Genomic DNA, 13,068 nt, shown 5'->3' with positions numbered 1-13,068 from the left:
ATCGGGACATGTTCAGTGGCGCGCATGTGATTCTCTACACGCGGGACGCGGAGGCCGACCGGGCCTTCCTCAAGGACGTCGCCGGCTTCCCGCACGTGGACGCCGGGCGCGGCTGGCTCATCTTCAAGCTGCCGCCCGCCGAGGTCGCCGTCCACCCGACGACGGAGGAGCCGAAGCACGAGCTCTACCTCATGTGCGACGACCTCGCCGCGACCCTGAAGGACCTCGAGGACCGGGGTGCGGAGATCTCACGCGCCATCACCGACCAGGGCTGGGGCCTGCTCGCCGCTGTACGGCTGCCGAGCGGGACCGAACTCCCCCTGTACGAGCCGCGTCACCCGACCGCGCACAGCCTGTCACTCTGACGGCCTACCCCAACGGCAGGCACCATCTCATATCTGAGATAACGTGACGCCATGGCAGACGACTACCTCGTACGCATCGGCAAGCTCATCCGTGACGCCCGGCAGCACCGCGGCTGGACACAGACGCAGCTCGCCGACGCACTGGCCACGAGCCAGAGCGCCGTCAACCGGATCGAGCGCGGCAACCAGAACATCAGCCTTGAGATGATCGCCCGGATCGGCGAAGCCCTCGACAGCGAGATCGTGTCCCTGGGTTACGCGGGACCGATGCACCTCAGGGTCGTCGGCCGCCGCCGTCTCTCGGGCGCCATCGACGTCAAGACGAGCAAGAACGCCTGTGTCGCACTGCTCTGCGCCTCCCTCCTCAACAAGGGCCGCACGGTCCTGCGCCGGGTCGCCCGCATCGAGGAGGTCTTCCGGCTCCTTGAGGTGCTCAACTCCATCGGGGTGCGCACCCGCTGGGTGAACGACGGCGTCGACCTGGAGATCGTGCCGCCGGCCGAGCTGGACATGGACTCGATGGACGCCGAGGCCGCGATCCGCACCCGCTCGATCATCATGTTCCTCGGCCCGCTGCTGCACCGCATGGACCGCTTCAAGCTGCCGTACGCCGGCGGCTGCGACCTCGGTACGCGCACCATCGAGCCGCACATGATCGCGCTGCGCCGCTTCGGCCTCGACATCACCGCGACCGAGGGCATCTACCACGCCCAGGTCGAGCGCTCCGTCTCCCCCGACCGCCCGATCGTGCTGACCGAGCGCGGCGACACCGTGACCGAGAACGCCCTGCTCGCGGCCGCCCGCCACGACGGCGTGACCGTCATCCGCAACGCCTCCTCCAACTACATGGTCCAGGACCTGTGCTTCTTCCTGGAGGCCCTGGGCGTACGGGTGGACGGCATCGGCACCACCACCCTCACCGTGCACGGCGTGCCGCAGATCGACGTGGACGTCGACTACTCCCCCTCCGAGGACCCGGTCGAGGCGATGAGCCTGCTCGCCGCCGCGGTGGTCACCGAGTCGGAGCTGACGATCCGCCGGGTCCCGATCGAGTTCATGGAGATCGAGCTCGCGGTCCTGGAGGAGATGGGCCTCGACCACGACCGCTCGGCCGAGTACCCGGCGGACAACGGCCGGACGCGCCTGGTCGACCTGACGGTCCGCCCCTCCAAGCTGGAGGCGCCGATCGACAAGATCCACCCGATGCCGTTCCCCGGCCTGAACATCGACAACGTCCCCTTCTTCGCGGCGATCGCGGCCACGGCGCAGGGCAAGACGCTGATCCACGACTGGGTCTACGACAACCGGGCCATCTACCTCACGGACCTCAACCGCCTCGGCGGCCGCCTCCAGCTCCTCGACCCCCACCGGGTCCTCGTGGAGGGCCCCACCCGCTGGCGCGCCGCCGAGATGATGTGCCCGCCGGCCCTGCGCCCCGCGGTGGTCGTCCTCCTCGCGATGATGGCCGCCGAGGGCACGTCGGTCCTCCGGAACGTGTACGTCATCAACCGCGGCTACGAGGACCTGGCGGAGCGCCTGAACTCGATCGGCGCGCAGATCGAGATCTTCCGGGACATCTGATTGTCCGTCAGAGCGCAATGCCGCTCCTTCCCGTGCGAACCGTCGGAATCGGGTCGGGGAGGGGCGGCATCCGTGCTTCGCACCATGGTCACGATATGTAGGCGGCCGTATGGATTGCCAGATCACCCGGATACCCTGTCGGGGTGTACGACATGACGGATCCGGTCGCTGCTCGACAGGCGGCGAAGGCTGCCGAACAGGAGCGTCTGAGACGCGCACGTGAAGGTCGGGAGACCGGGGAAACCTCCAACGTCAGCGGTTTCGCCCAGCGTAAGTGGCGCTGGCTCGGGGTCGGTGGCGGCGAGGCGGTCGAAGCCGTTCTGGCCATGCTGCGGGAAATCGTGTCCACCGCCGGGAACTCCGAGGCGGAACGGGTGACCCTCGCACAGGCCATCGAGGGCGACCCGGACCGCGAGGCCCTGCTGGCAGTGGTGCGCTCGGGCCTGACTCTCCTGCCACCGGAGTCGGTCCTCGGCCACCTGAGGAACCTCTGGGCCACCGATGTGCGATGGCTCAACGAGCCGGGACTCGAACGGTGCAGAGTGCTGTGCTCGACGGCGCCCGGCCTGGACCTCGTCAGTACGCGGTCCCACGCGGTGTCGGGCGGCCGGCCTTCAGCCTCTTCGCGACCGCGGCCACGCGTGGCGCGATACCCGTGCCGAACCGGTTTCTCGACGAGCTTCTCGCATGGGCGCCCCTGTCCGTCATAGATGATCTGATCGACCATGGTGGCCTCATGGTCGAGGACGCACCGTGGGAAGAGCGAGACGAGGAAGAGGGCCTGTACCTACGTGCCCGCCTCACCCCCGCCGACATCACCGTCGAGCAGGCCGAGCGCCTCGACTGGCAGGCGCATCTGCGCCGATGGTCCTTCCGCCACGGTCACACGCTCGTCCGGCAGGAGCCGGACGATGTGTGGGACCTGTTGTACGACGTCGTCATGGACGGCGACCTGACCGCCTTGGACGCACTCGACGCAGTTCTGCCCCGTCCCCAGCAGATCGAGCTGCGCAACCTCAGGTCCGGTGCACAGCTCGGGCAATGGCCACTGGCTCTGGCCGAGGAACGAGGGCTCTGGACGCTGATGGCCGCCCTGTGGCATCCGGCCGGACTTGTCGACGCAGGCCGGAGCCCGTTCTACGCCCTTGCCGCCCTGAACCGTGCCTACGACCTCATCAAGTCCGGCGATCCGGAGGCAGCGGCCGAACAAGCTCACTCGCTCACTCTGTCCAGGAACCACCGCAAGGTGCCGGCGGAGTTGATTCAGGAGGCACACGCCCTGTCGGCATACGCGGCTGTGGAGCAGAGCCGGCGGACCGTTTCCCCCAGCACGCGGGGCAAGTTCCTCGACGCCGCCTTGGAGAGCGCCGAGTTGGCGGCGGCTCAGGGCGGGGCCGTCGCCGAGCGCAACCTCCGGCTGCTTCGTGCCTGGAGAGGGGCGAGTACCAACTCCCGCGGCGCGTTCAGCAACCCCTTCCTCGATATCGGCATGGAGCACGGAGCCGACGGATGGGAAGAGCACTGCCGGGAGGTGTACCGGCAGCACGACGGCGACACCAGGGCGCAATCGGAGCTGAACATAGCCGAAGGGCGTATCCAGGACGCGCTGCGCGGGGACGCGGGCTGGGACGTTTTCTATCAGTTGCCGCCCGATGCGTCCCGATACGTCATACCCTCCGAGGTGCCACGGCATCTGGTGCCTCCGCTGGAAGCTCTTCCGCGTCGGACTCCAGTGACGAGCGGCGGCGAGTTGGAGGCCATCCGCGCCCGTGCCGCCGTCGAGCTGCTGGACGACTTCCGGACCACCGCGCCGCGCCTCGACCGTCATCATTCCGCACAGTGAGCCCGTCCGAGCCGTCGTCCTGAACCATCTTCCCCAGCCGAACGAAGCAGAGCAGGCCTGATGCGTCCCAACAAGAAGAGGATTCCCAAGAGGGAACAACCACACCGTCCGTGCCCCGCGTGCGGCCGGACACAGCCCGGTGAGAAGCACTCACCGCCGGCGCACAAGGTCGGGGGGCTCAAACGACGCCGGGAGCGGCGTGCGGACGCTACGGTCCAGCCTTCGGGGTGCGGCGTCACCGATACACCGCCCCGGCCCGACCCGATCGACGCGATGACACTGATCAAGGGAGTGGCCGCCCGCGTGCCGGAGGCCCTGGAGGCGGCCGGGGCCGGCGAGGCGCCCGCCGCCGCACTCACGGCAGCGGTACGCAGGGCGGTCCTGGACGAGTTCCGTACCCGCGCGCAGTTCGCCGGGCGTCTCGCCGAGATCGATGCGCTCCTCTGGTCCCGGGCCGGAGACAGCCGCGAGACCGTCGACGGGGCAATGGCGGAGCACTTGCGGGAGCTGCGGCTACTGCGGGTGACGGAGCCCGAGGAGAGCGACCGGTTCATGGTGACCGAAGGCGAGGGGGACGCTTTCGAGCTACTGAGCCCGGCGTACGTGGACGAGTTGACAGGAAACGTCATACTCGCCGGCCAGTTGCGACGTGTCGCCGGGCCCGCGGGCGTGAGGGTGGGGGAGGAAGCATGACGGCAGCCGGAATCGATTTCGGTACCACCAATTCGGTCGCCGCCCAGTGGAACGGCGAGTACGTCGAGGTGCTGGAGATCGGCGGGCAGGGCCTGGACGCCAATTGGCGACGGGACGGGTTCGAACTGCTGTACCCGTCGGTCGTCGGTACAAGCTCCCTGCGGCCGGGCACCCTGTTCGGCTGGGAGGCGAAACTCCGCTCCGAGCAGGCCGTCGAGGCGTGCAAGCGGATGCTGCGCGAGGAGCCTTTCGTCACGCTGGGTGGCGAGCGGTTCGCCGCGACCACCGCGGCCGCCGGTGTCTTCCACGCCATCGCGGAGGCAGCGGAGGAGGAGGCAGCCACCGAGATCCGGGAGGCCGTCGTCACCGTCCCCGCCAATGCGACCGGAGCGGCCCGTTTCCGGACGCGAGAGGCCGCGCGCGCCGCGGGAATCACGGTTCGCACCCTTCTGAACGAGCCGACCGCGGCGGCGATCGCGTACGCGCACGAGATGGAGGCGGACGGCGAGTTCCTGGTCTTCGACTGGGGCGGCGGCACCATGGACGCCACGCTTCTTCTGCACGACGACGGCTTCTTCGACGAGAAGGCGAGCCGTGGCGTCAACCGCCTCGGTGGCCTGGAGATCGACGAGCGGCTGCGCCGCATGGTCCTCGACCGGGCGCCGACTCGCGGACGTTGGAGCGAATCCGAGAAGCGGATGTTCGCCCTGGAGATCGAGCGGGCCAAGATCCTGCTCTCCCATCAGGAGTCGGTCCGCGTCCTGACGCCCGACGATGTCGCCGTGGAGATCGGGCAGGACGAGTTCTCCGAGGCCATCCAGGATCTCATCAGCCGTGCGCTCGACCCGGTGGAGGAGTGTCTGGAGCAGGCCAGGATCGACCCGCGGGACCTCACCGCGGTGCTGATGATCGGTGGCAGCAGCCAGATTCCGGCGGTGCGTGCCGCGGTCTCGGAGGCGCTCGACTGTGAACTCGTCGACAGCGCTCTTTGCAACCCGATGACCGCGGTGTCCGAGGGAGCAGCCATCAGCGCCGCCGCCATGGACGGCGAGCTGAACAGCATCATCCGGGTGGTCAACACGCACGCCCTGGGTACGGTCACCAAGAACCGCGAAGGAAGGCGGAGCTTCAGCTCCGTCATCGACCGGAACCAGCGACTTCCGCAGCAGCGCGTGAAGTCGTACGAACCGACGAAGGATCACCTCTCCCAGCTCACCGTCGAAGTCTGGGAAGGGGACCCCGACCGCGAGGTGGATCATCCGGACAACGTGAAACTGACCGATCTGATCCTGACCTACCCCCGGCGATGCACGGCCGAGGACGGCGTCTTCGACCTGGAGTACACCTACAGCAGGGAGGGTCTGCTGGCGGTGAAGGCGACCTTGCAGAAGACCGGCGAGGTCGTCCTCGACGAGGACGTGAAGGTGTTCGGGGACGGGAACGTGCTGCCGGAGGTGAGGAGAGAGCTCGACCGGCTGCGCGCCCTCGCGCCGGCCGCCCGGCCTGCGACCGCACCGACCCATCCCCAGCAGGTCCGGCCCCGGAGCCAGAGCGCGGGCGCACCCAAGCCCACCCGCCCCAGCTCCGCTCCCCTGCCGGTCGGCGGGGCCACGGAGTCGGCCCCGCTCGTCATCGACGGGTCCAACCTCGCGTGGAACGGCCGGCCTCCGCGTACAGCGGGCGGCAGTCCGAGCTTCGCGGCGCTGCAGGCGGCTGTCCGGTCCCTGCGGTTCAAGCATCCGGAGCGCGACATCCATGTGGTGGTCGACGCCACCCTGCGCCATGACGTGTCCGCCGAGGAGCGACCCCTCGTGGAGGCAGCCATCGCCGACGGCACCGTCGTACAACCTCCGGCCGGAACAGAGGGCCGAGGCGATGCCCTGGTGATCAGCATCGCGGAAGAGGTCGGCGGGATCATCGTCTCGAACGACAATTTCGCGCCGTTCCAGAAGGCGAGTCCATGGCTGCGGGCATCCGGTCGAGTCATGGGTGCTACACAGTCGCAGGGGGTGTGGGTCTTCAACCGGCGCATTCCCAACCCTGCGACGCCCGCCCAGCGGAGATGACAGTTCCGCCGCATGTTTTACACGTTGACGGCGTCAACAGATTGACGCCGTCAACGTTGAAGGGTGAAGATATACGCTCCCAGCGGGATTGACCCGCCTTGCGTGCGATCGGGTGAAACGGGGAGTGGCAGTGAGCCTGGAGATGATCGACGGACGATTCCGGATCACGGGTTCCGTCGGGCGCGGCAACATGGGTGAGGTCCACCGCGCCGAGGATCTCCAGGCTCCGCCGGGCTCCGTTCATCGGGACGTCGCGGTCAAGACCATCCTGCGGGGCCGGACCGGCTCCACCATCGACGCGTCAGGTGCCCGCAAGGAGGTCGAACGCTTCCGTCGGGAAGTACGGATCATGCGCATGCTCTCCAAAGGGCATCCGAACCTCACCCTGCTGATCGACGGCGGCGTGGACCTCACCGCACAAGGTGACGGACTTCCCTACCTGGTCATGGAACTCCTTGACGGTCATCCCCTCTCCGATCTCATCGACGAGGAGCCGCAGCTCCCGGTCTCCTGGGCGGCCGCCATCGGGGCGCAGATCGCCTCCGGTCTCGCCGCCGCGCACACAGCCGGCGTGGTCCACCGCGACCTGAAGCCGGCCAATGTGATGCTGACAGGCGACGGAACCGTCAAGATCCTCGACTTCGGCATGGGCTCGATCGTCGACGATCCCGATCAGACGCGACTGACCAGCACCGGTGTCAGCGTGGGCACGGCCCGATACATGGCGCCCGAGCAGTTCCGTGCCGAACGGGTCTCCGGCCTCGCCGACCTCTACGCGCTCGGCTGCATTCTGTACGAGCTGCTGATCGGTCGGCCGCCGTTCTCCGCCAGGACCCCGTACGAGCTCTGTGAACAGCACAAGCACCAGCAGCCGCCGCGGCTGACCCTGGTCCGCCCGGACCTGCCCGCCGAGCTGGTCCGGCTCGTGGAACGCCTCCTCGAGAAGGACGTCGAACTGCGGCCCGAGAATGCCGCCCTGGTCCACGACGCACTCGTCCCTCTCGCACTCGCACCGGACGACACCGCCGCGCTCCTGGCCCCGCACTGGCAGGCGATGGATCCGGTGAAGCGGCTGCGCGCGCTGCTTCCCGCCCGTACCGCCGCCGCGCCCGTACCCGTACCCCGCAAAGCGCCGCGAGTGCCCGAAACGATGGACGTCTTCGGTATCCACGCCGACCTGATCAGCGAGTACGAGGACTTCACCAGGAGCTCGACCGTAATCCGGGACCCGCGCGTCGAAGGGTTCGTCAAGGACGATCTGGCGGCGAAGTCGCAGTGGCCCGACCCTTGGCTGTCACTGAATCCGTTCTTCGCCGACGGCGGCCAGGTCACGGACCTCGTCCGGGACGGCGTGCTGCACCCCCGGTGCGCGGAGATCTTCCAGGCGGGCAAGAAGGAGGGCGCGCGGCGCCCTGACGGCCGGCCGCTCACTTTCCATCTGCATCAGCGGCAGGCGATCGAGGCCGCTCAGGCGGGCGACTCCTACGTGCTGACCACGGGTACCGGTTCCGGCAAGTCCCTGTCGTACATCGTCCCGATCGTGGACCATGTCCTGAAGGAACGTGAGGCAGCGGGCCCTGGGGCTGAACGCCGGGTGCGCGCGATCGTCGTGTACCCGATGAACGCGCTGGCCAACTCCCAGCTCATGGAGCTGGAGAAGTACCTGCGCCACGGCTTCGGGGCGGGGCACGAGCCGGTCACCTTCGCCCGCTACACCGGCCAGGAGTCCGACGAGCAGCGGAAGGCTCTGCGCAAGGACCCTCCGGACATCCTGCTGACGAACTACGTGATGCTGGAGCTGATGCTGACCCGGCCGGACGACCGGACGAGCCTGATCCGCATGGCCGAGGGGTTGCAGTTCCTCGTCTTCGACGAGCTGCACACCTACCGGGGCCGGCAGGGCGCCGACGTGGCGTTCCTGATCCGTCGGGTCCGCGAGGCCTGCCGTGCCTCCGCCACCCTGCAGTGCATCGGTACCTCCGCGACCATGTCCACCGAGGGCTCCTGGGAGGAACAGCGGCGTGAGGTCGCCAAGGTCGCCGGACGGTTGTTCGGTACGACGGTGGTGCCGAAGCGCGTGATCGGCGAGACGCTGATCAGGGCGACCGAGGAGGCTCCGGCGACCGTGCCGGCCGAACGGCTGCGGGTACCGGCGGCGCCCCTGTCGTACGAGGCACTGACGAAGGACTCCCTGGCCCGCTGGCTGGAGTCGCGGTTCGGTCTGGAGCGCGAGGAAGGCACGGGACGGCTGCGTCGCTGCGCCCCGGAGACCGTCGAGACCGCGGCCGCCGAACTAGCGTCGGCGTCCGGGGAGCCCGAAGAGAGGGTGGCCGAGGCGATCCGCACCACGCTGGAGGCGGGCGCGCGGGCGAAGCACCCGGTGACGGAGCGGCCGTTGTTCGCCTTCCGCCTGCACCAGTTCCTCTCCAAGGGCGACACCGTTTACACGACGCTGCAGGATCCGCTCAGCAGGCCGCTGACCCGCACATACCAGCTGGAGCAGCCCGGCAGCGGCGGCATGCCGCTGTTCCCGCTGTCGTTCTGCCGTGAGTGCGGGCAGGAGTACCTGACCGTCTGGCGCACCGAGGAGAGCGGTTCGTTCCGGTACGAGCCGCGCCGAGACACGTCCGCCTCGGGCGGTCGGGACGGCGAGGGCTACCTGTACGTCGGCGTGCCCGGCGAGGACTACGAGTGGCCGGTGGACTCGCAGACTGCCGTGGACGACCGGCGACTGCCCGAGTCGTGGCTGGAATCCGACGCTCAGGGCGTGACGGTCGTCAAGAAGTCCCACCGGCCCCGGGTGCCGAAGCGCGTCATCGTGGACCCACTCGGAAACGAGTCGGGTGAGGGGCTGGTGGCGGCTTTCGTCCCGGCGCCGTTCCTGTTCTGCGTGCACTGCCAGGTCTCCTACGAGCAGACCCGTGGGCGTGACTTCGCAAAGCTGGCCACCCTGGACCAGGAGGGCCGCTCCTCTGCCACCTCTCTGATCTCCGCGTCGATCGTGAAGTCGCTGCGGGCCGTCCCCGAGGACAGCCTGGGCAAGGAGGCGCGCAAGCTCCTCACCTTCGTCGACAACCGGCAGGACGCTTCCCTCCAGGCCGGCCACTTCAACGACTTCGCGCAGGTGACCCAGTTGCGGGGCGCCCTGTACCAGGCCGCGGTGCAGGCAGGTGAGGAGGGGCTGCACCACGACGACCTCGCCGAGGCGGTGACGGCCGTGATGGGTCTTTCGCCTCGCGAGTACACGGGGTCCGCTTCCCTGCCGCCGTCGCTGGAGCGCCGGGCGGCGAAGGCCTTCCGCGATGTCGTGGGATACCGGCTCTACCGGGATCTGGAGCGCGGCTGGCGCATTACGATGCCGAACCTCGAGCAGACGGGGCTGCTGCGGATCGACTACGAGGACCTGGCCTGGGTCACGGACCAGCCGGAGCGCTGGCAGTCCACGCACACCGTGCTGCGCGAGGCCGATCCCGCACTGCGCGAGGAGATCGCCCGGACCCTTCTCGACTACATGCGGCGGGCCCTCGCCATCGACGTGCAGTACTTCCGCGACGACTTCGACGTGCTGCAGGGGGCGAGCGAGGAGCGGCTGACCGGGCCGTGGGTGCTGAGCGAGAGCGACCGGCCCACCGTCGGCACCGCCTACCCGTACGGCTCGCGGCCGGGCATGGAGCGCTCCGCGCTGTTCCTGTCAGCCCGCGGCAAGTTCGGCAAGTACCTCCGGCGGAACATGCCCGAGCTGCGCGCTCTTCCCCTCGACGACGTCCAGAACGTCATCGAGGACCTGCTGAAGGTCCTGCTCGAAGCGGAACTCGTCCGTGAGGTGGAGGCGGCGCCCGAGCGCTCCGGGCCCGCCTACCGCCGCCCGGCGGCGCAGAAGCGGACCGGCTACCGGGTGGCCGCGGCCGCCCTCGTCTGGCGTGCCGGCGGCGGCGAGCGTGGCGCGGTCGACCCGCTGGCTCGCACGTACAACAAGGGCGAGGGCCCACGCGTCAACCCGTTCTTCCGCGACCTGTACCGGACGGCTGCGGCCGAGCTGGCCGGCCTGTACGCCCGGGAACACACCGCTCAGGTCCCGCCGGAGGACCGCCTGGAGCGCGAGCGGCAGTTCCGCACCGCCGAACTGCCGTTGCTGTACTGCTCTCCGACGATGGAGCTGGGCGTGGACATCTCCTCGCTCAACGCCGTCCTGATGCGCAACGTGCCGCCGACGCCGGCAAACTACGCGCAGCGTTCGGGCCGGGCGGGCCGTTCCGGTCAGCCCGCGCTGGTGGCCACGTACTGCGCCACGGGCAACAGCCACGACCAGTACTACTTCCGCCGTTCGCAGGACATGGTGGCGGGGCAGGTGGCGCCGCCGCGTCTGGACCTCGCCAACGAGGACCTGGTCCGTTCCCATCTCCAGGCCATCTGGCTGGCGGAGACCGGGATGAAGCTGGGCACCGCGATCCCGGACATCGTCGACGTCGCCTACGACCCCGACGGCGACGACCGGCCCGATCCGCACATGGCGCTGCCGCTCGTCGACCGCATCCGCGACGAGTCCCTGGACGAGGGGGCCCGCCGACGCGCGATCGACGCCGCCCGTGCCGTCCTCGCTCCGCTGACCGCGGACCTGGCGGCCACCACCTGGTGGTACGACGAGTGGGTCGAGGACCGGATCGAGCGGGCCCCACAGCGGTTCGACGTCGCCTTCGACCGGTGGCGCCAGCTGTTCCGTGCGGCGGTCATCGACCAGTACGAGCAGAACAAGAGGGTCGTCGACCACACCCTCTCGCAGGGCGAGCAGAGCCGGGCGCGCACCCGCCGCCGCGAGGCGGAGACCCAGACGAACCTGCTGCTGAACCGGTCGTCCGACAGCAAGTCGGTGATGAGCGACTTCAACCCGTACCGGTACCTGGCGTCCGAAGGGTTCCTGCCCGGCTACAGCTTCCCGCGGCTCCCGCTGGCCGCGTACATCCCGCGCTCCGGCAACCGGCGCAATGCCGACGGCGACTATCTGCAGCGTCCCCGCTTCCTCGCGATCCGTGAGTTCGGCCCCGGCGCTCTCATCTACCACGAGGGCGCCCGCTACCAGGTCACCCGTGTCCAGCTGCCGCCGGACGCCTCGGGGGATCTGGCGACGGCGGAGGCCAGGCGTTGTGACGGGTGCGGCTACCACTACGCCGTCAAGGTCGGCGCGGACGTCTGTGGCATGTGCGGCGAGTCCCTGCGGGGCAAGCGCACCGGACTGCTGCACCTGCACACGGTGTACACGACGCCGCGCGAGCGGATCTCCTCCGACGAGGAGGAACGCCGCCGGGCCGGTTTCCGCCTGGAGACCTCGTACGCCTTCCAGGACCACGGCGCCCGCAAGGGGCGTCTCACCTCGCACGTCACCGACACCGAGGGCGCGCCGGTCCTCGACCTGGACTACGGCGACTCGGCGACCGTCCGCATCACCAACCTCGGCCGGGTCCGTGACAAGGAGGGCGAGCCGGACGGCTACTGGCTCGACCTGGGTGACGGCCGCTGGCTCAACGACCGGGCCGCCGCGGACGCCATCGAGGGCACCGGCATGCCGGTGGTCGACGAGGACGGCAACGAGAAGCGCCGTAAGAAGCGTGTCCTGCCGTACGTGGAGGACCGCCGCAACATTCTCGTGGTGACCCTGGACGAGCCGCAGCCCGAGCCGATCGCCCTGTCGTTCCTGTACGCGCTGGAACGGGGCATCGAGGCGGCGTTCGAGCTGGAGGACTCCGAGCTGACCGCGGAGCTGCTGCCCCCGGACGACGGTCCGCGTCGGCGCATCCTCTTCATGGAGGCGGCGGAGGGCGGCGCCGGTGTGCTGCGGCGCATCCAGCACGACAAGGACGCCCTCGCGCAGGCGGCCAGGACCGCACTGGAGATCTGCCACTTCGATCCGGAGACCGGCGAGGACCTTGGGGGACCGTCGGCCGACGAGGAGTGTGCCCGCGGCTGCTACGTCTGTCTCCTGAGCTACGCGAACCAGACGCACCACCGCCGGTTGAGCAGGCACGCCGCGCGGCCGCTGCTGCTGCGACTGGCCCGTGCCCTCACCGAGCGGGAGGACCGGGGCGAGTCCCGCAGCGAGCAGTTCCGCAGGCTGGCCCCGGCGGTGGACGTCGTCCGCGACGCGGACCCGGTCCCGACGCCGGCCTCCGTGCCGACTCCGCTGGAGGCGGATCTGGGGGCGCTGGTGACAGGCGGCGACCTGCTCGGCTGGCTCCGGGCCAAGGGCTATCGGCTGCCGGACGAGGTCGAGGTTCTTGTGCCTGAGGCGGGGGCCCGGCCGGACCTCGTCTTCCGGCTGGACGGCGCCAACCTCGCCGTGTTCGTCGACGGCCCCGGCCGTACGGCCGACTCGACGCGCGACATCGAGGCCGGCTATCGCCTGGAGGACGCCGGCTGGGACGTCCTGCGTTTTCCGACGGACGCGGACTGGGACGCCATCACCTCGTACAACGCCGCCTACTTCCACCTGCGTTGAGCTCCCACTCACTCTCGACTTCTAGGAACT

The 13,068-nt window shown here is 69.4% G+C and carries 7 protein-coding genes; all 7 read left to right on the top strand.

Going from position 1 to position 13,068, the window contains the following annotated elements:
* The first annotated feature begins 8 nt into the window (after positions 1-8).
* Positions 9-365 carry a VOC family protein gene (locus tag E0F75_RS25800; protein ID WP_229313036.1) on the top strand — a complete coding sequence of 119 codons (357 nt, stop codon included), beginning with the start codon at positions 9-11 and terminating at the stop codon, positions 363-365.
* Between the two features lie 51 nt (positions 366-416).
* On the top strand, positions 417-1,946 hold the full coding sequence (locus E0F75_RS25795; RefSeq protein ID WP_209497345.1) for a UDP-N-acetylglucosamine 1-carboxyvinyltransferase: 1,530 nt from the start codon (positions 417-419) through the stop codon (positions 1,944-1,946).
* Between the two features lie 143 nt (positions 1,947-2,089).
* Positions 2,090-2,656, top strand: a complete 567-nt coding sequence (locus tag E0F75_RS25790; protein WP_229313034.1) for a hypothetical protein — start codon at positions 2,090-2,092, stop codon at positions 2,654-2,656.
* Positions 2,657-2,682: 26 nt separating this feature from the next.
* Complete coding sequence (locus E0F75_RS25785; RefSeq protein WP_229313031.1) at positions 2,683-3,789, top strand: hypothetical protein; 1,107 nt, start codon at positions 2,683-2,685, stop codon at positions 3,787-3,789.
* 273 nt (positions 3,790-4,062) lie between these two features.
* On the top strand, positions 4,063-4,482 hold the full coding sequence (locus E0F75_RS25780; protein ID WP_229313029.1) for a hypothetical protein: 420 nt from the start codon (positions 4,063-4,065) through the stop codon (positions 4,480-4,482).
* Positions 4,479-6,548, top strand: a complete 2,070-nt coding sequence (locus E0F75_RS40125) for an Hsp70 family protein (protein ID WP_267499552.1) — start codon at positions 4,479-4,481, stop codon at positions 6,546-6,548. The genes E0F75_RS25780 and E0F75_RS40125 overlap by 4 nt, the downstream gene beginning before the upstream one ends.
* 142 nt (positions 6,549-6,690) lie before the next feature.
* On the top strand, positions 6,691-13,038 hold the full coding sequence (locus tag E0F75_RS25765) for a protein kinase (RefSeq protein WP_267499579.1): 6,348 nt from the start codon (positions 6,691-6,693) through the stop codon (positions 13,036-13,038).
* The last annotated feature ends 30 nt before the right edge of the window (positions 13,039-13,068 follow it).

The organism is Streptomyces sp. CB02980 (genome assembly GCF_014451325.2).
Lineage (GTDB): Bacteria > Actinomycetota > Actinomycetes > Streptomycetales > Streptomycetaceae > Streptomyces.
This window is presented reverse-complemented; position numbering and strand designations above follow the sequence as displayed.